The organism is Brevibacterium limosum (genome assembly GCF_011617705.1).
GTDB classification, from domain to species: Bacteria; Actinomycetota; Actinomycetes; order Actinomycetales; family Brevibacteriaceae; genus Brevibacterium; species Brevibacterium limosum.
The window spans coordinates 821,318-845,734 of sequence record NZ_CP050154.1 but is presented as its reverse complement, the minus strand read 5'-3'; the positions used below and the strand labels follow the sequence as shown (position 1 = coordinate 845,734).

Genomic DNA, 24,417 nt, shown 5'->3' with positions numbered 1-24,417 from the left:
ACGACTGAGTGCGCCGAATCCTCTGTCGATCAGGGACGGGGGTCAGGCAGGGGTGCCGCCGAGCATCCCGGCGACCAGTCCGAGCACCGCCAGGGCGGCCAAGACGATGATGACTACACGTTTGCGCATACTCCCGATTCTACTGCGTCAGAACCGCCATTCGTCGATGTCACGGTTCACCGACGGCACTCACCAGGGATTGGCCGCCTGCCAGCGGATGAACCAGTAGCGGTCGCCCTGGTAGTGCGACTTCTCCGGCTTGCACCCCTTGAGATCCGAATGTTCCCCCAGCCAGGCCCGCACGAGGGGCCGAACCTCGTCCATGCGCGCGGCCCAGTCATCGAGCGGCAGCAGAAGAACCGTCCCGTCGTCGGAGGTCAGGCGGCACGAATAGTTCGGCAGTCCTTCGGTGATCTGCGAATGCGTGTAGCTGATCTGATCGCAGCCGGTGGTGAGGTAGAAGCGGATGAACTCACCGCAGACATAAGCGCACAGCGTCTTGAAGTTCCGGTAGCGGACCATCCATGCCGGGGGCGCATACTCGTGCTCAGATTCCTGCTCCACACCCTCATTTTCGTACATGAGTTCTATTGTGCACTTCTTTGCATTGACGCGCCAGTAACCACATTCGGGGCGCCGAAGGCAGAACTGCAGTCCTCGCGTTTGCTGTGCCGCAGTGGCCGGACATAAACAACGCTGACAAATTCAGACGACAACCGAGGCAAGCAGTCCTACCAAACCTGGGGACCGCTCCATTTGTAGTCGGGCCAGGGCAGGTCGATAGGCGCCGCAAAGTCCTCTGCCAAGAGGGGCGGCATCGGCTCAGCGTCGACCCTTCGGTCGAATTCCGATTTCGCGTCGGCCAGCAGTTCGGGGCGCTGCAACAGGTCGAGGAAAGTTCCGGCAATCGTCTTTCCGGCAGTCTCTATCGTCGGGGTGATCGTCGCCGGGATGCCGCCGAGGGCGTTCATCGCCCACGGCGGATATGGGCGCCCATCGCCGCTGGGAGCAAGTGTCGGCCGGGCGATGTAGAAGCGCACCAGCGGAGCGTAATGCGACATCTCGACGTAGTCGTCGCTGGTCCAGTTCCTCTGCCACGCGGGCATCTGCTCACGCAGGATGCGTTCGGCTTCCTGCGGTTCAATGAGCTCTTCGGTGGCGGCCAGGAACGGCTTCTCCATCTGCTCGACTCCGAGGGCGGTCTGGATCGCCCGCCCCGTGTCGACGGCCTCCGGCCCGTATTCGGGCGGTCCGATCTGTTCGAGGTTGGCATAGAGCACCTCGGCGAGCACATGGTTCGCCAGACCGGGTCGGCTTCTGGCCACCCATCTGTCTTCGACCTCGCAGTGGGCCATGGAAGCTGCGGCAGCGGCATTGCGGTCGAGGACGGCGAGGACATGTTCGGCCATCTCGACATCGGGGGTTCGCCACGAATACTGCAGCCTGGCCACTCGCTGCGGCAGATTGTCGGCGGTGGCCTGCCCCTCGGTGAGGATTGCATCTGAGAAGCTCCATCCTCCGGTGGCCGGCAACATCGAGTCGAGCATCGTCCGGCTGGCCGTGTACATCTGCGACAACGCCACATTGGCTCCCGGTGCCCGAGCGGCGGAGTGTGAGGCGGGAATCGGCGAGTTCGGGTCGGCGCTCGAGAGCTGCCAGGTCTCCGGGTTGTCGCAGACGAAGCTGTACACCTTCGAATAGTAGGCACCGCAGTGGGTGTCCCAGCGGGCGGTGTTGCACAGCGGCAGCATGTAGAAGGGGTGGAAGGACACGATCGCGTCCGCATCGTCGTAGTAGCCGCGCAGTCCGTGGACGACCTTCGAGCCGTGCATCTTCTCCGCTGGCTCACCCGTGTACTTCAGTCGTCCGCCGAGGTTGTGCACCTCCATCGCATGCTTCGTGGCCAGCAGGCCGGCGAGGGTCGAGATCCCCAGCGCCGAGTGCGGGTCGGTGTGCCCGGGGGCAAAACGGCTGAATCCGGCTCGCGGCTGCTCGCGCGTCGTGGCAGCCTGACTGTTTCCGGGCACGGCATCGTATTCGGCGTAGGTCAGCAGCGTCGGCCCCTCGCCATTGGACCATTCGGCGCAGAACGCGGTGGGCATCCCGGCCGAGCCGTCCTCGACGGTGAAGCCGACTTCGCGCAGCCTCTCCACGTACCAGGCTTGGGACCGGTATTCGCGCCAGGCGGGTTCGGCAAGCTCCCAGATGTGGGTGTGCCACTCGGCCAGTTCATCGAGGTGGGCATCGATCCATTCCCTGGCGGTGGTCTTGGCGTCGCCGGGGAGGGCATTTTCAGGAAACGGGGTCGAATCATCAGGAGAGGTCATGCGTGCCTTCGGGTCGGTCTGCAGGAGTGTTCACGGGCGATTCCGGGCGTCCGGTCTCGAACAGGGTGATGGCATTCTGTGCCTGGATGCGCACGTACTCGACCGCGGTTCGATCGGAGTAGTAGGCGATGTGCGGAGTGAGCACGACGTCGTCTCTCTCCAACAGCGGGTGGTCCGGATTCGGCGGTTCCACGTCGAGGACGTCGAGGCAGGCCCCTGCGAGTCGGCCGGAGTCGAGTGCATCAGCCAGTGCGGCGTGATCGATGACGCCGCCGCGGGAGACGTTGAGGAGGAGCGAGCCCTCTCCCATTCCTGCGAGGAATTCTGCGTCGACCATGTCCTCCGTGTCCTCGGTCAGCGGCAGATGCAGCGAGAGCACATCGGCGCTTGCGCGCACTTCGTCGAGGTCGGCCCGTCGCACACCCAGTGCGTCGAGATCGGCGCGAACCGCCTCGGTGTCGGGCAGGTACGGATCGGAGCCGATGACGGATCCGAACAGCGCCGAGGACTGTCGCGCGAGTTCCCGTCCGATGCGACCGAGGCCGATGATGCCCAGAGTCAGCTCGCTCACGCGTCGGGGTGCGAGCGCCGACCGCGTGTTCCAGTCGGTGGGGTTCGCCGAGGCGGTGTAGAAGGGAAGGCGGCGCAGGTGGGCGAGTACGGTCGACAGAGCATGAGTGGCGACTTCCTCGGTGGCGGCTCCGGGGACGTTCGTCACCCAGATTCCGTGTTCGTCGGCGGCGTCGATGTCGACACTGTCGGTGCCCACGGACATCAGGGAGATGATCCGCAGCTCGGGCAGCGCCTCGATGACTTCGCGGGTGATCTCCGAATAGCCCGGCAGCAGCGCCTGAGCCCCTTCGGTGCCGGCGACGATCTTCTGCGGATCACGTGTTGCCAGCACCCGGGTCTCGAATCCGGCGGTTTCGAGCATCGCAATGGCCGGGCTGATGTCCGTGTCCTCGACGTCGGTGAAGACTGCGATAGGGTGATGGGTCACGTGTTCTCCTCAGATGCGTACTCGGCGAGATCGAGGTGGATGAGTTGGAGTCCGCCATCGGCGAGGGCAGCGTCGACGGCTGCGGCCAGTTCGACGGCGGAGCTGACATGTCTGCCGTCGCCACCGAACGCCTTCGCCAGGCCCGGCCAATCCGGTTGGGCGAGGTCGACTCCGATCGGGGCGATGCCGATATCGGCCTCATTGGCTCGGATCTCCCCGTAGCCTCCGTTGTCGAGGACGATGACGGTGACGTCCTCGCCCTGCTCGACGACGGTGATGAACTCCTGCACGGAGAACATCAGCGCCCCGTCGCCGATGACGACGAAGCTCGGACGGTATGGGGCACCGATGCGAGCACCCAGCGCGGCCGGCAGCCCATAGCCCAGTGTCGCGAAGGTGCCCATATACGGGGTCGAATTCACCCTCGGAGTCTTGAGCACATTCAGCAGTCCCCCATAGGCGATCTGCGAGGAATCAGTGGCCACGATCGCGTCGGCGGGCAACGCGGAGGCGATGTCGGCGGAGACCGCGGTATTGACCGGAGAGAGTTCGGCGCATTCCCTCCGCGCGGCCGCAAGCAGCTCGACTACCATCGCCTCGACGTCAGAACTAGGGACTTCCGCGGGTGCTTCCGACACTCCGATTGACTCGACGATCGCAGTGACTATCGCTTCGGCATCACCGACGAGACCGAGGTCGGCAGTCTGATTCTTGTCGATCTGCGTGTCGAGGATATCGATCCGGATGACTGTGCCCTGCGCATCGAGGCGGTCGACCCACAGCTCGGCATCGCCGAGTTTCGCACCGATGACGAGCAGCACGTCCGCGTTTCTGGCGTGCTCGCGAACGCGGCTCAGGCGCAGGTTCGACCCCAGCGACAGCGGGTGATGCTCATCGAGGATGCCCTTGCCGTTGAGGCTCGTGACCACGGGGGCAGCAAACTGTTCGGCAAGCTTCCGGACCTGGTCCGCTGCACCGCGTGCGCCTCCGCCGGCGAGGATCACTGGTCTGTGGGCGGCGTTAAGGAGGTTCGCCGCCTCGGCGATGCTCTGCTCTTGCGGCAAGGGCACGGGGTCGGCGGTGCGGGCGGTGATCAGGTGCTCATCGAGGTCGGTGACCTCGTCGAGCAGGTCGAGCGGGATCTCGATGTAGACCGGGCGCGGACGCGAGGAGGCGAAGAGTGCGAAGGCGTCGTGGACGGCGGTCACCGCCTCGGCGGCGGTGCTCACCCGGCGTCCCCATTCGACGATCGCCGAGGCGGCCCCGAGTTGGTCCTTCGTCTCATGCAGGGTGCCCGCGTCGGCGAACTCCTCGCCTCTGGCCGGGCCGGGGGCGAGGATGATCATGGGTCGGGACTCGCAGAAGGCGGTCCCTGCTGCCGAGAGCGCGTTGAGCAGTCCGGGCCCGCTGGTGGTGAGCACGACTCCCGGCAGCCCTGTCTGCAGCGACCACCCGTCTGCGGCGTATCCGGCGCCCTGTTCGTGTCGGGTCGTGACGGCGCGGATGCCCAGTACCTCGAGCGGACGGTAGAACTCGAGGTTGTGGGTGCCGGGGATCCCGAAGACCGTGTCGACGCCATAGGAGCGCAGTGCCTCCATGACCACCCAGCCCGTGGTTCTGCGCTTCTCCGTCTTCAACAGCTGTGCGTGCATAACTCAGACCTCTTCCGTCGGACAGTGATGATCACTGGAGGTGGGGCCTTCGGCGAAGTGACGGCTGCTGCCGTCGACCCATGTCTCACGGACTCCGATGCCGGCGATCTCTGCCGGGTCGACGGACAGCGGGTCGGCGTCGAGGATGACGAAGTCCGCACGTTTGCCGACAGTCAGCGAGCCGAACTCGTTCTCTCGGCCCAGCGAAGTCGCTCCTTCCAGGGTGTGTGCCCTCAGCGCCTCGGCGGCGGTGATCCGCAGGCTGTCTGGTCCGAGCTTGGCGCCGCGCCGCGTCACTCGGGTCACCGCTGCCTGGATCGCTTCGAGCGGTCGCGGTTCGGCGACGGGGGCATCGGAGGAGATGGTGGCGGGGACACCCGCAGCGAGGAATTCGCCGAGGGGGTTGAACCGCTCTCCCGGGGTGCCGATGGCCTGTTCGACGCCCTCGCCCCAGTTGTAGTAGTGCTGTGTCTGGTTGACCGGCCGGATGCCGAGCTCCGCCATCCGCGCGATGTCTGCCTCGGTCGGCAGTCCGCAGTGCTCGATCCGATGACGGGCATCGGCGTCCGGCCGCTCGCCCAAGGCCTTCTCAACGGCGTCGACGACCATGGCGATGGCGGTCGGAGACTGAGCATGCGTGGCTGTCTGCAGTCCTTTCGCATGGGCTCGGGAGAGCAGCTCGGTGTATTCCCTGGGGTCGTGGTAGAGCTGGCCGGTGCGGCAGGGGTCGCCCACATAGCCTTCGGGGAAGTAGGCCGTCCAGCCGCCCAGGGTGCCGTCGGCATAGAGTTTGATCCCGGCCGCTGAGAGGAAGGCGTTGCCGAAGGGACCGTTCAGGCCGAGGTCGATGACCTGGTCGAGGAGGTGGGAGAGGAAGTACATGGACACCCGCATGTCCAGCGCTCCCCGGTCGACCATTGCCAGGTAGGCGGCGAATTCGCGCTTCGACACCTGTGCATCGCCGATGGCGGTGACGCCGCCCGCCAGGAATTCTCGCTGGACGAGGTCGAGCTGGTGTTGGTGTTCGGCCGCCTCGTCGCCGAGGTGGAAGTTCGGTCCGTGATGGCCGATCTTGACTCCGTGAAGTCCGGTGAGGACATTGCAGGCGGCATCGGAGAGTTCACCGGTGAGCTCACCGTCGGCGTCGCGGAAGAATTCGCCGCCTTCGGGATTCGGCGTGTCCCTCGTGATGCCGAACTTCTCGAAGGTGAAGGAGTTGACCACTCCCCCGTGCCCGGAGGAGTTCATGATGTAGACCTCGCGGTCGGTGGCGATCTCGTCGAGCTCCTCCTTGCGCGGGTGCCTCCGCTCAGCAAGGTTGCGCTGCTCGTAGCCGTACCCGCGGATCGGTGTTCCTGCGGGCAGCCTCTTCGCGCCCTCGCGCATGAGTTCGATGATCTCCGGGATCGTGCCTGCCTTGTCCGGGGAGACATCGATCCATGTGAGCATCTGCCCGTACATCAGCGGGTGGGCGTGGGCATCGACGAAGCCGGGCACAATCGTGGCCCCGGGCCGGTCGATGCGCACAGGGTCTGACCCGAATGCCGCCGCCTCCACCTCGGCGCGGGAGCCGATGGCCCTGATCATTCCCCCGGCGATGAACATCGCCTCTGCGCTTGGATTCGCGTCATGGACGGTGTGGATGTGATCGGCAGTGACGATCGTCGGTTGCGAATCGCGGTCGTCGAAGGTGGCAAGTCTGCGCATCAGTGATCTCCTAGGGATTGTTTGGTCGAATCAGTGGTCCGTGCTGTCGCGTCGACGGCATCCCGGTGCTGTGGGGCGAAGGCCGTGCCGAGCCAGGCGACGACCGAGAGCAGTCCGAAGAAGGCGACGACCGACCAGATGCTGCCCGTCCACGCCATGAGCCCGCTGGCGATCGCCGGCGAGAGTCCGCCCCAGATGGCTGCACCGAGACCGTAGGACAGCGACATCGAGGTGTAGCGAGCCTGCGGTCGGAACATGTGGGCCATGAGGGCCGATAGCGGGGCCCAGGCACCCGAGAGCGTCAGTCGCACGACGGAGACGAGGACGAACATCATGGCGACGTTGCCGGCCTCGATGGAGAGGATGAGCGGAATCATGGTGGCGAAGGACAATCCGATGCCCAGGTACATGAGCATCTTGCCTCCCCACTTGTCGCCGAGCGCCGCCAACGGCAGGGTGACAGCCGCCTCGACGAAGGATGCGACGGTCATGGCCGCGAGGATGGTGTCGGCACCGATGGCGACATCGGGTCCGGTGGCATAGTTCTGGACGAAGGTTGTGGCGATGACGTAGCCGCCCGAGGACATGGCGATGATTCCCATACCCATGAGGATGGGCAGCCAATTGAACTTCAGCGCGTAGAGGATCGGCGTCGAATCCTTCTCCCGCGTGGCTTCCTGCTCGAATACCGGTGTCTCCTCGATGCGCAGCCGCACCCAGATGCCGACGCCGATGAGGATGACGGAGAACAGGAATGGGATCCTCCACCCCCAGGTCATGAGCACATCGTCACCGGCCGCGGCCAAGCCCCAGAAGGCCGCGGAGGACAGCAGGGCACCGAGCGGATTTCCCAGTTGAGTGAACCCGCCGTAGAAGGTCTTCCATTTCTCGGGCGCGGATTCGACCGACATGAGGCTCGCTCCGCCCCACTCGCCTCCCACGGCCAGTCCCTGGAACATCCGGAGAACAATGAGGAGGACTGGGCCGAGCATTCCGGCTGTGGCGTAGTCAGGCAGGCAGCCGACGAGAACGGTGGCCACACCCATGATGACCAGGGTGATCGTCAGTGCGGGCTTGCGACCGAGGCGGTCGCCGACGTGTCCGAAGATGATTCCGCCCAGAGGACGCATGAAGAAGGCCACGGCGTAGGTGCCGAAGGAGGCGAGAGTTCCCAGCGATCTGTCGACCTCGGGGAAGAACACCTGGGGGAAGACGATGGCCGCGGCAGTGGCGTAGACGTAGAAGTCGTACCATTCGACGGTGGTGCCGACGGCGGCCGCGAAGCCCGATTTCAGTGCTTTGCGATGTGTCTTGGCCTGGCCCGGGTGCGTGGAAGGCATGTGGAGCTCCCTTGCTCGAATGTGATTCTCAGGCATGTTGTGTGCCTCCGCCGAATATAGGTGTTTTTGCATATGTTCGACAGAGGCGCGACCGGCCCTGAACCATATTTGACCGCACTTCTGACGATGTATTCCGACGTTTCGCTCACATCTTCTGCTCAGGACGGCATGCAACCGACTTTCTGTGAGTTAGAATCAACCGAATCATGGTTTCGGAATTGCTCCGAGCCGCCGCGGATGACGAATGGGAGGTTCCTGCCGATGACGTCCTCGGAGGGCACTGACGCTCAGCGGGAATTCGGTGACCTCGATGCTGCTCTCGTAAGAGCGCTGCAGGCCGACGGTCGCGCGAGCATTCTCGACCTTGCCCGCATGCTCGGAATTTCGCGTGATCTTGCCTCGCAGCGGGTGCGCCGCCTCATCGACGAGGAGGGCGTCAAAGTCGTGGCGGCGGTGGACCCCGGATTCGCCGGCCACGAGGTACTCGTCCATGCGATGCTCGATGTCGAGGGGGCAGCGGCCCCGATCGCGCACCGGATCGCCGACTACTCCGACGCCGTGCTGGTCTCCCTGGTCAGCGGCATGCGTCCGATCGTCGTCGAATTCCGACACGGCGATCTCGGCGAACTCGACGAGATGCTCGCTGCCGTGCGCGCGATCCCCGGTGTTCGCTCGATCCGTCTGACCACCTATGTCGAGGTGCTCAAAGGCTTCTTCGTCTCGAACGCGCGCAAGGACGTCTCGCCGGATCCGATCGACATCGCCATCATCGCGATGCTCCAGCGCGATGGTCGCACGAGCTTCAAGTCCCTGTCCGATGAGGTCCATCTTTCTCCCTCATCAGTAAGAGAGCGGGTGGCGAAGCTCCTTGACGCAGGCGTTATCCGCATCTCGGCGATCCGCCCCGGCGGAATCTCACGCAGCCGGTTCTCCATCGGCCTGGGGATCTCAGCCCGCGGGGACCTCGACGCAATCCGAGAGCTCATCCTGGCCACTCCGGCCATCGACTTCGCCGCTCGTACCCACGGCAGCTTCGACTTCATCGCCACCGTCCACGGCCATGTCTCCGGCGAAGTCCTCGCCGCAGTCGAGTCCCTGCGCAGCCTGGCCGAGGTCGCCTCCCTGGACTCGTGGACTCACCTCGACCTCGTCAAGGAGGGGTACGCCCGCAGCGTCGGTCGAGAGCTGCGTCCGTGAGAGTGCGGACGGAAGACGGACTCCGGCTTGACCGCTTCCCACGGCGCCTGGACCGTCAGGACAGAGTGCAGCCGGTGAGCAGAACTCCGACATAGGTGGCGATGACCGAGGAGAAGAGGACGCAGAAGGCGGTCAGCGCACTGCTCAGAGCCGCCGTCGGAAGCAGTCCCGGCGACATCCTCACGGGAGCGACGAGCTGCCGGACCCGGTCGGGCCCGGCGATATTCAGCGCATACGAACCGCCGAGATGACCGCCTTCTCTCACCTGGGGCCCGATTTTGAGCAGGGCGCCGGCCAGCGCGGGAGTCCCTGCGACCTTCCGCGCGCGATCATCGGCCGCGATCTCGAGGTAGAGCGGGACGGAGGCTGCGACCTCCGCGAAGAGCGGGATGAACCGCAGCGGGCGCACGAAGGCCTCCACCAGGGCCATGATCGCGTGGTGGCCCTGGTCGACGTGGGCCCTCTCGTGTTCGAGCACGGCCGTCAGCTCGCCGGCCTCCAGCGCCGAACACAGATTCTCAGACAGCACCACTCCCCCATACCTGCGCGGCAGGGAGAAGGCCAGATGCCGGTGGCCGCTCACGATCTTGACGGTCCGTCCGGCCACCTCGACGTCGGCGGCGTCGTGGCCGAGGAGTCGAGCCGTCTCAGCGTTCTCGCGGTGCCGCCGCCTGGCAAGAAGCCCACCGCGGATGAGGAATCCGAAGGTGACGACCAGAGGCAGGAGGAGGAAGAGGACGACGGGGATGAGCGTGTCGATCTGAGCACCGCCGAAGGGGTTCGCTGCAATGAGGCAGCGCTGGCACACGTCGCCGATGGGCATCGGCAGCACATCTGGGCCTTTGAGCAGCCATGCCGCCATGAGGCTGAGCGCGGTCACCACGGCCCAGGACAGCATCGGCAGGGACAGGAGGGCGAACACCGCCACGCGCGGGACACGCATGAGGACCGGCGCGGCGGAGCGAACGAGGGCGGGACCGGCCCAGGCGAGCACGAAGGCGAGCGCGGCGACGCATGCACCGCCGATCAGCAGGCTCATTCGGCGGCACCCTTCGCGTCGAGGTAGTCGCGCAGCAGACGGATGTCGGCGGCATCGATGCCCTCGACGAAGTGGAGGATCGACGCCGCACGATCCCCGCCGTCGATCAGGGCCGCCTGCATCGTCCGCGCGGTGTGCTGCTCGCGGCTGACGACCGGGGCATGGAGAACCGAGCGGCCGCGACGCTCGCGACTGACGAGCCCCTTTCGCTCGAGGTTGGTCAGCACGGTGGCGATGGTCGTGTACGCAGGCTCGGCCGGCGAGAGCTCGATGATCTGCCGAACCGTGAGCGGTTCATGGTCCCACAGCAGTCCCATCACCTGCTTCTCGAGGGCGCCGAGGCGAATCGGCGAGGAGGTCCCACCCCGATCGTCATCGTGAGTCATGAGCGGACGCTCCTTTCGGGCGAGGGAAGCGGGCACGAGTACTGGCCCTTGAGGCGGATGATCACAGCCACCAGCAGGAGGACGACCGAAGCCGCAGCCAGGATCGGCTGGAGGGGTGCGAAGTAGGTCAAGGCGCCAGTGTAGCCCAGGGCGAGCAGCGCGATCTTGTTGCACACCGGGCATCCGACGGCGAACCATCCGAGCACTCCGCCCACGCCGCCGAGGACACCCGACCGCCGCTCCGAGGCGACCTCCGTACCACTCGAAAGCCCCTCGGTCGGCGAGTCGTGGCCGCTCGAGCCTCCCTCGGAGGCGGAGAGCCTGCCGCTCGACCCTCTTTCGGATCCAGGGCTGCGCACGTAGGTGGCGATGAGCATCCCGAGCAGCGCCGCAGTGAGGATCCACACCGGATAGTCCCACCACACGGGCGGGATGTCGCGGGCGAAGAGGGAATTGGGAATGAGCACTGTCGCGAGACCGATGACCACGGCGGAGCCTGCCGCCGCGGCCGCCGCCGCAGCGATGCGCCTACGGTCCCAGAGCAGCAGGCCCCGGTAGGCGTCCTTGACAGCATTGACGAGCATGAGGGTCCTTCTCCGATACGGCAACCGATACGAGTCTACTATGCACATTAGTATACTATGCTTCATAGTAAATAGATCGACATCGCCCCGGCACACCCCAACGACTTCACCTTCAGGAGGCTTTTGTGCTTCGCACCGAACGCGGCCCCATGTTCTGGCTCGTCCCTCTGACCGTCATCATCCTCGCCACCGTGGTCATCGGAATCGTCATCGCCAACCAAGGCGGCTCAGATGCCGATGCCCAGGAAGAGACCTCGAGTTCGCAGAACGGCTCCGCCGAAGAAGACGTCGACCTGTCCTTCGTCGAGCACAGGGATCCCGAGGAGACGAATGCGGTCGGTGACGTCGACGCTCCGGTCACTCTCGTCATGTACTCCGACTACCAGTGCCCCTACTGCGCTACCTGGAACGAGGACACCCTGCCGGCGATGATGGACTACGTCGACTCCGGGGATCTGCGCATCGAGATGCGCGATCTCGCCGTCTTCGGCGAGGAGTCCGAGCGGGCCGCGCGCGCCGTCTTCGCCGCAGGCAAGCAGGATGAGTACTGGGACTATCACAACGCACTGTTCGAAGGCGGCGAGCACCGACCGAAGTCTCAGCTCGACGACGACTCGCTCGTCAGCCTCGGCGAGGACCTGGGCCTCGACCCGATGCAGTTCAAACAGGATATGAATTCGACCGAGGCCCACGAGCAGTTCGAGACCGTCGCCTCCGAAGGGCAGTCGATCGGCGTTTCGAGCACACCGGCCTTCGTCATCGGCGGCAAACCGCTGCTCGGCGCACAGCCGACCCAGCAGTTCACCGACGCAGTCGATGAGGCGCTCGCCCGAGCCGAGAGCTGAGACATGAAACGCCGCGCGGCAGCCGCCATGATCCTGCCCGCCTGCCTGCTCACCCTGGGCTCACTGAGCGCCTGCTCGGGCCTCGACGCGAACAGCGAATCGGCCGACCCCCGACCGGTGCACTCGCCGGCCGAGACACTCCGCCCGGCCGAGACGAACGACTCGGGGACCGCCGGTGCCAGGGAGAGCGGGACCGGGGCCATCGACCCCGGCTGGGACGTGGCCGCACAGGAGGCCGAAGACGTGTTCCTGTCACTGCACGAGGCCGAGTCCGACCTCGAGTTCCGCGCCGTCGATTCGGACGGCACGATCCTGTGGTCGGCCCAGCGTCCGCGCGTCTGCTCCGGCTTCCTCGTCAGCGACTCCGCAGACGGGCCGGTGGCCGTGCTCATGGACCAGCAGTCCGGATCGAGCGGCTCGCTCGAGACGACGGCCTCAGGCTTCGATCTGCACACCGGCGAGAAGCTCTGGGGCCCGTCGAGGTGCCCGGACCGCTGCTCGGCAGCGGCCTCGTCTTCGCCGGCCCGCCGGAGGACTTCATCGGCGCCGGCGGCCCTCGCACCGTCCTCGATCCCGCCAGCGGAGCGGAACTGGCCGTCGAGGACGGCGACTCACCGCGGATCCTCGCGCTCCTCGACAGCCACCTCGTCCTCACCGACGGCGAGGAGCTCATCGGTGAGGACCTCGAGGGTCGACGACTGTGGACTCGCCCCGTCGCGGACCTCGGACTCACGGCCGCTGAGGCTCGTGAGACCCCCTGGGAGACCGTCGGGGGCTCCCACGCACTCCTCGGCAGCGGCGGCGGGCAGCGCACCCTGATCGACCTGCGCTCGGGAGACACCGTCGCCTCCGGCATCGACGGCGCCGGCTTCGACTCGCACAGCCGCACGCTGGTGACCAGTGACTCGAAGCTGCACGGCTTCGACCTCGACGGGACGAAGCGCTGGGATGCACCGCTGGACGGGGATGGCGAACTCTCCGCCGTCGGGGCCGGACTCGTCGTCACCGAATCGGGCGCCGGGGAAGCGGACGAGAATGGCACGCAGACACGGTCGGCCGATGACGGACAGCTCCTCGATGCCGCCGAGGAGGCAACCGAGTCCGGAGGATTCGGCGCACCGCACCACATCGCCGACTCCGGTGCCCGCCTCGTCGGCGATCCCGGAAGCCCCCTGCTCATCCCGCCTGCGGACCGATCAGCGAAGAAATGACCGGCCGTCGATGCCGGCGGAAGTCGATGCGCAGCTTTCGGCCCGCGAGATCGATGAACTATAGTTTACTAAGCATCTTAGTAACCCAGGAGTGAGAGCATGGCCAAACATGCGGCACCGCGACCGCAGTACCGCTGGTGGATCCCCGCCACGGTGGGCGCCATCGCCGTGGCACTCGTACTCATGATCCTCGTCATCGACCGCAGCGGCGAGGACGAGTCGACGCCCACGGCCGGTGGCGCCGGAGCTGAATCCGAGGTCGTCGTCACCGAGGTCGCCGACCCCGAGCAGTCCGACCTCGGCGATGTCGACTCCAGCGAGGAATCGGATCCGATGTCCGACGGTCCCGCCGACGCACCCGTCAAGCTCGTCGTCTTCTCCGACTACCAGTGCCCCTACTGCGCCGCTTGGTCGCAGGACACTCTGCCGAAGATGCTCGACTACGTCGACTCCGGGGACCTGCGCATCGAATGGCGCGAGGTCAATGTGTTCGGCTCCGCGTCCGAGCAGGCTGCGAAGGCCGCCTATGCCGCGGCCCTGCAGGACAAGCACTGGGAATTCCACAATGCCCTGTTCTCAGACGGCAAGCCCCGCTCCCCCGATGAGCTCACACCCGAAGCCCTGACCACGGTGGCCGCAGAGATCGGCCTCGGCACCGACCGATTCACCACGGACATGAACTCCCAGGAAACCGCCGAGGCGGTCGCGGACAACGCCGCCATGGGCACCGACCTCGGTGCGTTCTCCACCCCGACATTCATCCTCGATGGGCAGCCGTACGTCGGCGCCCAGCCCACGGACGTCTTCGTCGATGCCGTCGAGACGGCGAAGAAAGGACAGAACTGATGGACATCAGCCTGATCAGCGCCTTCATCGGCGGAATCCTCGCCCTGCTCAGCCCCTGCGCCGCACTCCTGCTGCCGGCCTTCTTCGGCTCCACCGTCGGAGCAGGCTCGCGCCTGATCCTGCACGGCCTCATCTTCTATGTGGGCATGCTGCTCGTGCTCATCCCCTTAGGGATGGGTGCCGGCACGCTCGGGGCCCTGTTCACCTCCCACCGCAGCGCGATCGTCCTCGTCGCCTCGGTGATCCTCATCGTCCTCGGCATCGTCCAGTTCTTCGGCTTCGGCTTCGACCCGGCCAAGATGCTGCCGGGAGCCGATGCCGCCCGGCAGCGCTCCGCGCGGGCGACCGGATGGACGAAGACTTTCCTCCTCGGCGCCACGAGCGGGATCGCCGGAGTCTGTGCCGGGCCCATCCTCGGCGCGGTGCTGACTCTGGCCGCGACCAAGGGCAGCTTCGTCCTCGGCGGCATCATGCTCGCCGTCTACGGGGCCGGGATGGTCGTGCCGCTGTTCATCATCGCGGCACTGTGGACCCGCGTGGGCTCCCGGACCCGGTCGGTCCTGCGCGGAGGTTCGGTCACCCTCTTCGGTCGCAGGCTGCCGATCATGTCGATGGTCACCGGTGTCCTGATGATCGTCGTGGGCATCGTGTTCTGGACGACCAACGGCCTCGTCTCGGCACCGTCACTGGTACCCACGACCACTCTGGCCCATGCTCAGGAATGGGTGAGCTCGTGGTCTTCGACGACGACCGACATCATCGTCGTCTGCGTGCTGGCGGTGCTCGCGATCGCCCTGTGGTTCCGCCATGAGCGTCGCCGCGCCCGGCGCGCCGCTGCCGCGGACCAGGGCGCGGCCTCCGATCGGGGCACCGCAGCTTCCGGTCAGGGTGGCATGGCATCCGACCAGGGCGGCGTGGCATCCGACCAGGGTGGCACCGCCTCGGCCGAGGAGTCGGCGAAGCCAACGCAGACGCCCGGGACGAGGCACTGAACTATGCGCACCCGCAGACTCTTCTCCGTCCTCGCCGGACCGCTCATCGGCTTCTTCGCCCTCGCAGGCTGCTCCCAGGCCCCCGACGACTTCGACCGGACGCCGGAGCAGGTCACGACCGAACTCGACGCCGTCGACGCCTCCGATCTGCAGCTGCCGCTGATCATCGAGCCGCTCGAGCTCGTCGAGCCCGGGTGGGACCTGCCGCCGGCGCACCTCGGTGAGGTCTTCCTCTCTGCGAGCACCGGCGAGGAGACCCTCGACTTCTCCGCCGTCGACATCCACGGGTCCACACTGTGGCAGGCGAAACGGCCGAGCGGATGCACCGGATTCACCGTCAGCGTCGATGCCGACGGCGCCCCGCTGGCCGTGCTCACCGATTCGGACTCGTCGACCGACTGCGACGAGGACGTCACCGCGAGCGCCTACGACCTCGAAACCGGCGAGCAGGAGTGGGGACCCGTCGACGTGCCCGGCCCGATGCGCGGACCCGGCACGGTCTTCGCCGCCGAGGACGCCGAGCCCACCGAAGCTCTCGCCCTCGATCCGGCCACCGGCGAGGCGGTGCAGGACGGTGCCTCGGACGTGCGCCGCCTCGGCGAGTATCGAGGCACGATACTGAGCACCGACGACAAGACGCTGCGCGCCACAGGTGAGCAGTCATGGGAGCTGTCACTGCCGGACAACGGCTGGAACGCCGATGAGCTGCGTGCCGCCCCCGAGACGGATCCGGGAGGAGACGTCATCGCCCTCGACGCCGGAGACGGAGTCGGCCCGGTGCTCGATCGCGAGACCGGCGAGCTGCTCGATGACGACGCCCGCGGGGTCGCCCAGGATGCGAACACCGGGGCGATCGTCACGCTCGGAAAGCAGGGGCTGACGGTCATCGACGACACGGGCAAGAACGAACTGCCGGTGTCGGTGCCGCAGTCGGTCGAACTCGAGGCGACGGTCGGAGGACTGATCTATCTGCGCGAGGAAGGCACACTGCGGGTCCACAACGCCATGACCGGCAGTCTTGCTCGCGGTTACCCGGCCGACGGCTCGGGTGTGGTCGCGGTGCCGGGGGCGTTCACCCCCGACGGTCTGGGCACGGTGCAGGCAGGCGATCGGACCCTGCTGGCCACCGACCGCGTCGCCGAGGACTCCGAGGAGTCCTGAGGCTGCCCCTGGACAGGTTCGGTCAGAGGGTGCCGACAGGACCGGCTGAGGATCCCCACGGTGCCTCGATGCGCAGAATCGCAGGCGGCCGGCGGTCAGTCGCCCGATCCCCCGACGGCTTCGCGCGCGGCCGCGGCGACGAGCGCGCCGAGTTCTGAGAATCTCCCATCGGGGATCCTCTCCTGCGGCCCCCAGATGCTGATGACCCCGATGGGGCTGCGCTGGTGCGCACGGATCGCAGCCGAGACACCGCACACGCCAGGCTCCAGTTCTCCGGCGGCAACGCTGTATCCTGCTCTGCGGATATCCGCGAGCTCGGCCTCAAGCTCCTCGATCTGCGTGTGCGTGGACTCGGTATGGCCGGTGAGCGGCGCGGCAAGCGCGGCGCGCGTATCGCTTTCGGGCAGCCACGCCAACATCGCCTTGCCGGCCGAGGTCGCGTGCAGCGAGACCCTGCGCCCGATCCAGCGCACGGTCATCAGGCTGGGCGGGACGACCTCATCGACATACATCAGGCCGAGCTCACGCGGGACCGCCAGGCTGGCGGTCTCCCCTGTCTGATCGCTCAGCCGCTTGAGGATCGGATGGCAGCGATTGATGAGATGGTCGACGCTGGCGCTGCGGGCCAGCCTGTTGACTGCGAATCCGATCGTATAGCGGCTTGAGTAGGAATCCTTCTCCACATAATGGCGATCCTCAAGCGTGGCCAGCAGGCGCCAGGCGGTCGCTCGGTTGATACCGCAGGCGTCGGCCGCCTCGGCGATGGTCGATCCCTGCTCCGGCCCATCGGCGATGGCCTCCATGAGACCGATCGCCCTCTCCACGGACTGGATCCGACCGCTGGACGGCGGATTCTCGGCACCTGGCTTCTCAATCATTGGCACTCCCTTGCTTGAACGCGCGGTGCGCGCCTCTGCACCGTACCAGGGCTCGCCTCGGCGCCGGACGCATTGACAAGATCCACGCTGCCTTTGCATAATGTGCATTATGATTGCGGTATATGCGACGGAACGAAAACGTCATGTCTGAGGACGAGGCGAGGATCAGAACCCCATTCGAGGGCACGGGACGAATGGAGTGGCAGGAAGGCAACGAGCTTCCCGCGCCTCTCGCGCTCTACCGCTCGGAAGTCCCTGAGGCCTGGGTCGATTACAACGACCACATGAGCGAATCGAGCTACCTCCTGGCATTCGGCCACAGCGCCGATGCCTTCTTCCGCTTCATCGGGATCGATGAGGACTACCGCGCGAGCGGGCACTCCCTCTTCACCGTCGAGACCCATATCCACAACCTCTCGCAGGCGCGCAGGGGCGATTCGTTCGAGTTGGCACTGACCGTGCTCGACCTCGACGCCAAGCGCGTGCACATCATGCACACGATGCGCAATGTGACCACAGACGAGATCGTCGCCGCGGGCGAGCAGCTCCTCGTCCACGTCGACACCGAGATCGGCCGCTCCGCACCGATGAGCGATCAGCTCTTAGAACGCGTCAGCCAGCTGCAGCAGGCCCATGCCGGACTCGAACGGCCCGCCTTCATCGGCCGTCCGATCGGCATCCGCCGCCGCTGAGACCGCGCCGACACGCACCTACCCCAATCCAGGAGAGCAGCACAGTGGACTTTTCACTCGACATCGAACAGCAGGCCGTGGCCGACACCGTCCGGCACTTCGTCGAACGCGAACTCATGCCCTACGAGGACGAGGTCGAACGCCTCGACGAACTGCCCGAGGGCCTGGCCGACCAGATCCGCGAGCGGGCCCTCAACGCCGGTCTCTACGCGGCGAACATGCCCGAGGACATCGGCGGCGGCGGACTCGACCCCATCAGCCTGACCTTGGCCGAGCGCGAGTTCGGCAAGACGAGCTTCGCCCTGCAGATGCTCGTCGCCCGCCCGAGCAACATCCTCGAAGCCTGCGAGGGACAACAACGGGAGACGTACCTGCTGCCCACCGTCCGCGGCGAACGACACGACTGCCTGGCGATGACAGAGCCCGGCGCGGGGTCGGACGTGCGCTCGATGACCACCCGTGCCGTGCGCGATGGCGACGACTACATCATCAACGGCACCAAGCACTTCATCAGCCACGCCGATGCCGCCGACTTCGTCGTCCTCTTCGCCGCCACCGGCACCGAGGAGACGCCGCGCGGACCCCGCAACCTCATCACGGCCTTCCTCGTCGACAATGGCACCCCCGGCTTCGAGGTCACCCGCGGTTCGGCGAGCGTGTCCCACCGCGGCTACCACCAGTGCGAGCTGTCCTTCGTCGACTGCCGGATCCCGGCCTCCCAGCGCCTCGGCGAAGAGGGACGCGGCTTCGACCTCATGGACGAATGGCTCGGCGCCAGCCGTCTGAGCGTGGCCGCCACGAGCGTCGGCCGCAGCCGTCGCGTGCTCGACATGGCCACCCGGTGGGCGGCCGAACGCGAACAGTTCGGCCAGACCATCGGGCGCTTCCAGGGAGTCGGATTCAAGCTCGCGGACATGGCCACCAACGTCGAGGCCGCAGAGCTGCTGACGCTGCAGGCCGCCAGCCGCCTCCAGAAAGGTCGCATGAGCAACCGGGACGCGGCCATGGCCAAGCTCTTCGCCTCCGAGGCCCTCGGCCGGATCACCGATGACGCGGTGCAGATCTTCGGCGGAATGGGTCTGATGAACGAACTGCCTATCGAACGTTTCTGGCGCGATGCCCGTGTCGAGCGGATCTGGGACGGCACAAGCGAGATCCAGCGTCACATCATCTCCCGGTCGCTGCTGCGGCCGCTGGGAGCATGATGTTCGACCATCGCAAGCTTCGGCGCTGCCTCAAACCAGCAAGCATCGCCGTCATCGGCGGAAGGACGGCAGCCAAAGCGATCGAGCAGACACGTGCGATCGGGTTCGACGGCCCCATCTGGGCGGTCAATCCCGGCCGGGAGACCTTGGCCGGAGTGCCCTGCTGCCCCTCGATCGCGGATCTGCCCGCAACCCCGGACGCCGCTCTCGTCGCGGTGCCCGCCGAGGCGGCGCCCGCAGTCGTGCGGGATCTTGCCGCCGCCGGCGTCGGGGGTGCGATCTGCCACGCCTCGGGTTTCGCCGAGGACAATGAGGCCGGAGCCGGACTGCAGGACGAGCTCGTCGCGGCAGCCGGTGACATGCCGCTCATCGGCCCCAACTGCATCGGCATCATCGATTACCTCGACGGGGCGGCTCTGTGGCCGGATGAACACGGCGGCCGGCGGGTCGAATCCGGCGTCGCCGTGATCACGCAGAGCGGCAACATCGCTCAGAACATCAGCATGCAGCGTCGGGGCATGCCCTTGGCGTTCCTGGCCACGCTGGGCAACAGCGCGGCCCTGTCCGGGGCGGATCTCGCCTCCGGCCTACTCGACGATCCGCGCATCACCGCTATCGGCCTCCACCTCGAGGCGCTCGGCGATGTGCACGCGCTGGAGACCCTGGCCGCGAAGGCCCGGGAGGCCGATGTGCCCATCGTGGCTCTGAAGTCCGGGACCTCGGCGTTGGGCGAGCAGGCCAACCTCAGCCACACGAACTCCTTCGGCAGCCCCGACGTCCTCGTCGACGCCCTCTTCACCCGGTTGGGTATCGGACGGGCACACGATCTGCCGACCTTCGTCGAAACGCTCTCGCTGCTGCACGTCCACGGTGCCCTGTCGGCACCGACCCTGACCTCGGCCAGCTGCTCGGGAGGCGAGGCCGCGCTGCTGGCCGATGCCGCCGAGGCCGCCGGAGTCGAGATGCCCGAGCTGCCGGCGGCAACGGCCGCCGGGCTGCGCGAGGCCGTGGGCCCGCGCATCCATGTGCGCAATCCCCTGGACTACCAGACCTACATCTGGGGGGATGTCCCCGCTCAGCAGACATGCTTCTCCCAGCTGCTCACCGCCGGCACACAGCTGCACCTGCTGGCCCTCGACGTCCCGCGTCGGGGGCGTGCCGATCGCAGCATCTGGATGGGCACCCTGGAAGCGTTCGTCGGTGCCCTTGCCGAGTATCCCGCTCCGGCCGGTGTCGTCACCTCGCTGCCGGAGAGTCTGCCGGAGGACGTCGCCATCGACCTCATCGACCGTGGGATCGTGCCGCTGCACGGAGTGCGGGAGGCGATGGCGGCCATCCGCATCGCCGCCGACATCTCGGAGGCCCGGGCCGAAGCGCCGCTGCCTCTGCTGTCGGCCGCCGACCGCTCCGGCGCGGCTTCGGGTGGAGAGCCGGTGATCGCCGATGAGGACAGTGCGAAGAGAACCCTGTCTGCGCACGGATTGGCGGTGCCGGCCGGTCGGGTCGTGTCCACCCCGGTCGAGGCCGCGCAGGCCGCCGCACAGCTGGGCTTCCCCGTGGTCGCGAAGGTCGTCGAACCGGTCATGGCGCACAAATCCGACCACGGCGGAGTGCAGGTCGGGCTGATGACCGAGGACGAGGTCATCGAGGCCGTCAGCGCCATGGAGTCCGTCGGCACGCTGTTCCTCATCGAACAGATGGTCTCCGATGGGGTCGCCGAACTCGTCGTGGGCCTGCGCACGGATCCCACCTTCGGGCCGATCCTCACCCTCGGAGTCGGGGGCACCCTCGTCGAGGTCATCCGCGACTTCGTCACCCTCCTGCTGCCGGTCCGCCCGGAGGAGATCCGCACGGCGCTGCGCTCCCTCAAGCTGTGGCCCTTGCTCGACGGGGTCCGCGGCCGACCGCGCGCCGATGTCGATGCCGCAATCGAGGCGATCACCGCAATCGTCGACTGGTCCCTGGCCGACGGCACGGTCTCCGAACTCGAGGTCAACCCGCTCATCCTTCGACAGGCCCAGACCAAGGTCGAGACCGGCGAGCGCAGCGTCGAGTGCGGCAGCGAGGCCCGTGATGAACTGGATACCACCGCAGCTTGGCGGGGAGCAGTGGCCGTCGATGTGCTCCTGCGCTGCGCGGCCGAGGCACAGACGACATCGAACACACGAGTGAAAGGCTTGAAATGACAGCACCAGTGACAGTCGAGACCATCGGCACGACGGCTCTGATCACCCTCGATCGGCCGAAAGCCAACGCCGTGGACGTGGCGACCAGTCAGGCCCTCTACGCGGCGTTCTCCGAGTTCGAGGCCGACCCACAGCTGCGGGTGGCGGTGCTCACCGGCGGCGGCACGCGCTTCTTCAGCGCCGGCTGGGACCTCAAGGCCGCGGCCGCAGGTGAAGCAGTCGATGCCGATCACGGCCCCGGCGGCTTCGCCGGACTCACCGAGTACTTCACCCGCACGAAGCCGATCATCGCCGCCGTCAACGGTCTGGCCTTCGGCGGGGGCTTCGAACTCGCCCTGGCCGCCGACCTCATCGTCGCGTCCTCGGAAGCCGAGTTCGCGCTGACCGAAGTTCAGCTGGGCATGATCGCCGACTCCGGCGGGGTGCTGCGTCTGCCCAAACTCTTGCCCACGGCCGTGGCCTTGGAGATGCTCATGACCGGACGCCGGATGAGCGCGGCAGAAGCCGAACGCTGGGGATTGACGAACCGGACGGTCGAACCCTCCGCAGTCGTCGGCAGCGCACTCGAGCTCGCCGAGGAAGTCGGCAGCGGGGCACCTCTGGCGCTGCGGGCGATCAGAGAAGTGGTCTCGGCCACCCAGACGCTCGACGTCGAGGAGGGCTTCGCCCTCATGCGCTCGGGCCGGCTCAAGCACTACCAGACGATGCTGAGGTCGGCCGATTCCCGCGAAGGCTCGCTGGCCTTCGCTGAGAAGCGCGAGCCTCTCTGGCAGGGTCGCTGACTTCTCCTGGGATGCTCTTCTCTGTTCAGTTCGCCCTTCACACCCCGCGGATGAGCACGACGGAGACGCCGCGGAAGCACTCCCCGGCGAACAACAGGTTGGACGCCAAAGATCTCAGACCGTACCTGCCATAATAGAGACATGAGTGAGCAGCCAGACCTCAGCGCGGGTGCATTGAGAGTTCGGCCGTCACGCGGACCAGAGGACTTTGCGCCCCTTGTCGCCATCTGGCGAAGCGCGGTCGACGCGACCCACGATTTCCTTGCCGAGTCGGACCGCGATGAGATCGAATCCAAACTGTCATCTGACTACTTCCCCGCCGTTTCGCTCACTGTCGCAGAGCTGAATGGTCGACCGGTGGGATTCTCCGGCGTCCTCGACGGAAACCTGGAAATGCTGTTCATCGACGTGAAGCAGCGCGGCACCGGTATCGGCACGAGGCTTCTCAGCCACGCAGTCGAAGACCAGGGCGTCAGGAACGTCGACGTGAATGAACAGAATCGCCAAGCCGTGGAGTTCTATACTCGTCGAGGTTTCCACGTTCTCCGTCGCAGCGAAACCGACGACGCCGGACGACCGTACCCGTTGCTGCATCTGCAGCTGACCTGATTCGTACGGTCCGAGACGCTGCGAGCCTTCTCCTGCGCCGGCAGATGGTCACTGTCGGCAGGCGGTGCCGTTCACCACCTGCCATCACCACCCTCGTTCATCGCCGGCCCCGAGAATTCACGCGGATGAGCATGAGGGCGAGCAGGATACACAGCACATAGGTGGCACCTACGGCGATCCAGCCGAGTTCGAACCCGCCGGGCGAACCGACGATGACACCCATGAGCAGCGGCCCGAGCGCGAAGCCGAAGAACATTCCGGCCGTCACCATCCCGCTGGCCGAGGCCATCGAAGCCGCCGGGATGACCCGCATGAGCGCGGCCATGAGCACCACGGAGACCCCGAGCGCAGAGATGCCGTGGAAGGCCACGGCCAGCCAGAGAAATGCCGCCCAGCCGGTGGCCTCGGAGACGAAGAAGAGGACCGCCCCGACCAAGGCGATGAGGGCGAGCGTGAGCAGCAGGTGGGCGCCCGAGGCTCCTTTGGCCATCCGCCTGGCCCAGGTCACACGCGCGATGACGCCGATGACGCCGGCCAGTGCCGCCGTGGCACCGCCGAGGACGAGGGAGAAGCCCATCTCACGCACGGCGAAGAGGGGCATGTACACGTTCGTCGCCTGCACGCCGATGCCGTTGATGAGCCCGAAGGCGGCGAGCGCCCATACCATTCCCGGATGCCTCGCCGGACGCGTGGGGGCCGGTTCAGCGGGACGGTCGGCCGCCTCGGTGGAGGCGTTGGTGTGGGCATCCTCGGTGGGAACGTCGGTGTCGGCCGCCTCGGTGGGGGTGTCGGTGTCGACCTTCGAGGGCGCGGTGGGCAGCAGCGGCGTGGTGCGCAGGGAATGCCAGGTGATGGCGAGGAGGATGAGCGGGATGACGGCTGCGGTCAGGGCTGCGCCGCGCCAGCCGATCCCGATTGCAAGGACGGGGAAGAGCAGGCTCGCAACGAGTTGGCTGACCTGAACTCCGGACTGCTTGATGCCGACCCAGCCGATTCGCCGGACGGTGGGGACGCGTTCGAGCAGGATCCGGTTGGTCACCCCGTTGGGGAAGGACTGGGCGATGCCGGACAGGCCGGCGGCGACGAGGAGCATCCAGAACCCGTCGGGCACAGCCACCAGGAGCAGGGCGAGTGCGGAGAGGACGAAGATGAACGCCATGAGCGAGAGGTCGGAGTGGCGATCGGCGAGCCTGCCCAGGGTGGCGCTGCCGATGGCCGCGGCGCCGAAACAGGTGGTGGCCAGGAGTCCGAAGTGGGCCTCGGAGATGCCGATTTCGGCGATGATCGAGTCGCTCGTGGCGCTGAGCCCGTAGAGCAGGATCGGTCCGGCGGCCACGGCGCCGAGGAGGACGCTGAGCAGTCCGATGCCCGGGGCCGTCTGGTCGTGGCTGGTCATCGCTCACCTCCTATCGCGCATGCTTCAAGTCAGCATGTTAGCCGGAGGCGGACGGCGGCTGTCGTGGTGTCTCAGCTGCTGTGTCTCAGCGCTTCGACGGGTACGGGTGCGGGGCTCGCATGGTTCAGGCCTTCGAGCGTCGCACCGCGGACCGGTAGGCCACAGCGATATCGACGCCGAGGACGCCGGCACCGCCGACGAGGATGGCGAGTGCCACCGCCATGGGGTGCTGTTCGTTCCATGCCAGCAGCCCACCCAGTACGGCGGCGACGATGACGATGAGCGCTCCGGTCCAGAACCGCTTGACCAGGTCTGTCTTCTCATCCGAGTTCTCAACGGCCTGCAGGGTGTAGGTCATCGTCACTCCATCTCGTTCTCGGCA

The 24,417-nt window shown here is 66.7% G+C and carries 23 protein-coding genes; 11 read left to right on the top strand and 12 right to left on the bottom strand.

The genetic code is table 11. The features are described 5' to 3' along the window. Positions 1-189: 189 nt before the first annotated feature. The 6 genes from GUY37_RS03750 to GUY37_RS03725 form a co-directional block, all read right to left on the bottom strand. Positions 190-582: a hypothetical protein gene (locus tag GUY37_RS03750; protein ID WP_166822385.1), complete on the bottom strand. Its 393-nt coding sequence runs from the start codon at positions 580-582 to the stop codon at positions 190-192. A 149-nt stretch (positions 583-731) separates the two neighbouring features. After that, positions 732-2,327: an amidohydrolase gene (locus tag GUY37_RS03745; RefSeq protein ID WP_166822382.1), complete on the bottom strand. Its 1,596-nt coding sequence runs from the start codon at positions 2,325-2,327 to the stop codon at positions 732-734. Further along, positions 2,314-3,327 (bottom strand): C-terminal binding protein, encoded by a 1,014-nt coding sequence (locus GUY37_RS03740; RefSeq protein ID WP_228278342.1) that lies wholly within the window; start codon positions 3,325-3,327, stop codon positions 2,314-2,316. Before GUY37_RS03740 ends, GUY37_RS03745 begins: the two co-directional genes overlap by 14 nt. Next, a complete protein-coding gene (locus GUY37_RS03735; RefSeq protein ID WP_166822379.1) occupies positions 3,324-4,979 on the bottom strand; it encodes a thiamine pyrophosphate-binding protein in 1,656 nt (551 codons plus the stop codon). The genes GUY37_RS03740 and GUY37_RS03735 overlap by 4 nt, the downstream gene beginning before the upstream one ends. A 3-nt stretch (positions 4,980-4,982) precedes the next feature. Continuing rightward, complete coding sequence (locus GUY37_RS03730) at positions 4,983-6,686, bottom strand: amidohydrolase (protein WP_166822376.1); 1,704 nt, start codon at positions 6,684-6,686, stop codon at positions 4,983-4,985. Then, the gene (locus GUY37_RS03725) at positions 6,686-8,026 is read right to left on the bottom strand and encodes an MFS transporter (RefSeq protein WP_166822373.1); all 1,341 of its coding nucleotides are present in this window, start codon (positions 8,024-8,026) and stop codon (positions 6,686-6,688) included. Before GUY37_RS03725 ends, GUY37_RS03730 begins: the two co-directional genes overlap by 1 nt. 261 nt (positions 8,027-8,287) lie before the next feature. Between GUY37_RS03725 and GUY37_RS03720 the strand changes: the two genes are divergently transcribed. Next, a complete protein-coding gene (locus GUY37_RS03720; RefSeq protein WP_166822370.1) occupies positions 8,288-9,223 on the top strand; it encodes an Lrp/AsnC family transcriptional regulator in 936 nt (311 codons plus the stop codon). 55 nt (positions 9,224-9,278) lie between these two features. On the opposite strand, the gene GUY37_RS03715 is transcribed toward GUY37_RS03720, so the two are convergent. Genes GUY37_RS03715 through GUY37_RS03705 form a run of 3 tightly spaced genes read right to left on the bottom strand, consistent with a single transcriptional unit; the run spans position 9,279 to position 11,232 of the window. Continuing rightward, a complete protein-coding gene (locus GUY37_RS03715; RefSeq protein WP_166822367.1) occupies positions 9,279-10,262 on the bottom strand; it encodes a M56 family metallopeptidase in 984 nt (327 codons plus the stop codon). Continuing rightward, positions 10,259-10,648, bottom strand: a complete 390-nt coding sequence (locus GUY37_RS03710; RefSeq protein WP_166822364.1) for a BlaI/MecI/CopY family transcriptional regulator — start codon at positions 10,646-10,648, stop codon at positions 10,259-10,261. Before GUY37_RS03710 ends, GUY37_RS03715 begins: the two co-directional genes overlap by 4 nt. Then, positions 10,645-11,232, bottom strand: coding sequence for a hypothetical protein (locus GUY37_RS03705; RefSeq protein ID WP_166822361.1), 588 nt, complete (start codon positions 11,230-11,232; stop codon positions 10,645-10,647). Before GUY37_RS03705 ends, GUY37_RS03710 begins: the two co-directional genes overlap by 4 nt. Positions 11,233-11,357: 125 nt before the next feature. Here GUY37_RS03705 and GUY37_RS03700 point away from each other — a divergent pair, with 125 nt between their 5' ends. The 5 genes from GUY37_RS03700 (at position 11,358) to GUY37_RS03680 (ending at position 16,287) form a co-directional block, all read left to right on the top strand. After that, positions 11,358-12,077, top strand: a complete 720-nt coding sequence (locus GUY37_RS03700; protein WP_166822358.1) for a DsbA family protein — start codon at positions 11,358-11,360, stop codon at positions 12,075-12,077. Between the two features lie 482 nt (positions 12,078-12,559). After that, positions 12,560-13,288 (top strand): hypothetical protein, encoded by a 729-nt coding sequence (locus GUY37_RS03695; RefSeq protein ID WP_166822355.1) that lies wholly within the window; start codon positions 12,560-12,562, stop codon positions 13,286-13,288. Positions 13,289-13,387: 99 nt separating this feature from the next. Beyond that, the gene (locus GUY37_RS03690; protein ID WP_166822352.1) at positions 13,388-14,134 is read left to right on the top strand and encodes a DsbA family protein; all 747 of its coding nucleotides are present in this window, start codon (positions 13,388-13,390) and stop codon (positions 14,132-14,134) included. Then, on the top strand, positions 14,134-15,126 hold the full coding sequence (locus tag GUY37_RS03685) for a cytochrome c biogenesis CcdA family protein (RefSeq protein WP_166822349.1): 993 nt from the start codon (positions 14,134-14,136) through the stop codon (positions 15,124-15,126). Before GUY37_RS03690 ends, GUY37_RS03685 begins: the two co-directional genes overlap by 1 nt. Positions 15,127-15,129: 3 nt before the next feature. Further along, positions 15,130-16,287: a PQQ-binding-like beta-propeller repeat protein gene (locus GUY37_RS03680; RefSeq protein WP_166822346.1), complete on the top strand. Its 1,158-nt coding sequence runs from the start codon at positions 15,130-15,132 to the stop codon at positions 16,285-16,287. A 95-nt stretch (positions 16,288-16,382) separates the two neighbouring features. On the opposite strand, the gene GUY37_RS03675 is transcribed toward GUY37_RS03680, so the two are convergent. Then, positions 16,383-17,165, bottom strand: coding sequence for an IclR family transcriptional regulator (locus tag GUY37_RS03675; RefSeq protein WP_166822343.1), 783 nt, complete (start codon positions 17,163-17,165; stop codon positions 16,383-16,385). 122 nt (positions 17,166-17,287) lie between these two features. Here GUY37_RS03675 and GUY37_RS03670 point away from each other — a divergent pair, with 122 nt between their 5' ends. The 5 genes from GUY37_RS03670 (at position 17,288) to GUY37_RS03650 (ending at position 22,639) form a co-directional block, all read left to right on the top strand. Continuing rightward, on the top strand, positions 17,288-17,857 hold the full coding sequence (locus tag GUY37_RS03670; RefSeq protein WP_166822340.1) for a thioesterase family protein: 570 nt from the start codon (positions 17,288-17,290) through the stop codon (positions 17,855-17,857). A 44-nt stretch (positions 17,858-17,901) separates the two neighbouring features. Further along, complete coding sequence (locus GUY37_RS03665) at positions 17,902-19,062, top strand: acyl-CoA dehydrogenase family protein (RefSeq protein ID WP_166822337.1); 1,161 nt, start codon at positions 17,902-17,904, stop codon at positions 19,060-19,062. Then, complete coding sequence (locus GUY37_RS03660; RefSeq protein ID WP_166822334.1) at positions 19,059-21,248, top strand: acetate--CoA ligase family protein; 2,190 nt, start codon at positions 19,059-19,061, stop codon at positions 21,246-21,248. Before GUY37_RS03665 ends, GUY37_RS03660 begins: the two co-directional genes overlap by 4 nt. Before the next feature lie 8 nt (positions 21,249-21,256). Then, positions 21,257-22,030, top strand: coding sequence for an enoyl-CoA hydratase-related protein (locus GUY37_RS03655; RefSeq protein ID WP_266096657.1), 774 nt, complete (start codon positions 21,257-21,259; stop codon positions 22,028-22,030). 141 nt (positions 22,031-22,171) lie between these two features. Further along, a complete protein-coding gene (locus GUY37_RS03650; RefSeq protein WP_166822328.1) occupies positions 22,172-22,639 on the top strand; it encodes an acetyltransferase in 468 nt (155 codons plus the stop codon). 97 nt (positions 22,640-22,736) lie between these two features. On the opposite strand, the gene GUY37_RS03645 is transcribed toward GUY37_RS03650, so the two are convergent. Continuing rightward, the gene (locus tag GUY37_RS03645) at positions 22,737-24,035 is read right to left on the bottom strand and encodes an MFS transporter (protein ID WP_166822325.1); all 1,299 of its coding nucleotides are present in this window, start codon (positions 24,033-24,035) and stop codon (positions 22,737-22,739) included. Positions 24,036-24,159: 124 nt separating this feature from the next. Continuing rightward, complete coding sequence (locus tag GUY37_RS03640) at positions 24,160-24,393, bottom strand: hypothetical protein (RefSeq protein ID WP_166822322.1); 234 nt, start codon at positions 24,391-24,393, stop codon at positions 24,160-24,162. Positions 24,394-24,417 lie beyond the last annotated feature (24 nt).

Excerpts from the sequence above, each read along its gene's own strand:
- GUY37_RS03685 (WP_166822349.1), top strand. The coding sequence starts at position 14,134 with ATGGACATCAGCCTGATCAGCGCCTTCATCGGCGGAATCCTCGCCCTG.
- GUY37_RS03720 (WP_166822370.1), top strand. The coding sequence starts at position 8,288 with ATGACGTCCTCGGAGGGCACTGACGCTCAGCGGGAATTCGGTGACCTC.
- GUY37_RS03745 (WP_166822382.1), bottom strand. The coding sequence starts at position 2,327 with ATGACCTCTCCTGATGATTCGACCCCGTTTCCTGAAAATGCCCTCCCC.
- GUY37_RS03680 (WP_166822346.1), top strand. The coding sequence starts at position 15,130 with ATGCGCACCCGCAGACTCTTCTCCGTCCTCGCCGGACCGCTCATCGGC.
- GUY37_RS03640 (WP_166822322.1), bottom strand. The coding sequence starts at position 24,393 with ATGACCTACACCCTGCAGGCCGTTGAGAACTCGGATGAGAAGACAGAC.
- GUY37_RS03730 (WP_166822376.1), bottom strand. The coding sequence starts at position 6,686 with ATGCGCAGACTTGCCACCTTCGACGACCGCGATTCGCAACCGACGATC.
- GUY37_RS03735 (WP_166822379.1), bottom strand. The coding sequence starts at position 4,979 with ATGCACGCACAGCTGTTGAAGACGGAGAAGCGCAGAACCACGGGCTGG.
- GUY37_RS03660 (WP_166822334.1), top strand. The coding sequence starts at position 19,059 with ATGATGTTCGACCATCGCAAGCTTCGGCGCTGCCTCAAACCAGCAAGC.
- GUY37_RS03645 (WP_166822325.1), bottom strand. The coding sequence starts at position 24,035 with ATGACCAGCCACGACCAGACGGCCCCGGGCATCGGACTGCTCAGCGTC.
- GUY37_RS03750 (WP_166822385.1), bottom strand. The coding sequence starts at position 582 with ATGTACGAAAATGAGGGTGTGGAGCAGGAATCTGAGCACGAGTATGCG.
- GUY37_RS03725 (WP_166822373.1), bottom strand. The coding sequence starts at position 8,026 with ATGCCTTCCACGCACCCGGGCCAGGCCAAGACACATCGCAAAGCACTG.
- GUY37_RS03690 (WP_166822352.1), top strand. The coding sequence starts at position 13,388 with ATGGCCAAACATGCGGCACCGCGACCGCAGTACCGCTGGTGGATCCCC.
- GUY37_RS03675 (WP_166822343.1), bottom strand. The coding sequence starts at position 17,165 with ATGATTGAGAAGCCAGGTGCCGAGAATCCGCCGTCCAGCGGTCGGATC.
- GUY37_RS03705 (WP_166822361.1), bottom strand. The coding sequence starts at position 11,232 with ATGCTCGTCAATGCTGTCAAGGACGCCTACCGGGGCCTGCTGCTCTGG.
- GUY37_RS03650 (WP_166822328.1), top strand. The coding sequence starts at position 22,172 with ATGAGTGAGCAGCCAGACCTCAGCGCGGGTGCATTGAGAGTTCGGCCG.
- GUY37_RS03670 (WP_166822340.1), top strand. The coding sequence starts at position 17,288 with ATGCGACGGAACGAAAACGTCATGTCTGAGGACGAGGCGAGGATCAGA.
- GUY37_RS03710 (WP_166822364.1), bottom strand. The coding sequence starts at position 10,648 with ATGACTCACGATGACGATCGGGGTGGGACCTCCTCGCCGATTCGCCTC.
- GUY37_RS03715 (WP_166822367.1), bottom strand. The coding sequence starts at position 10,262 with ATGAGCCTGCTGATCGGCGGTGCATGCGTCGCCGCGCTCGCCTTCGTG.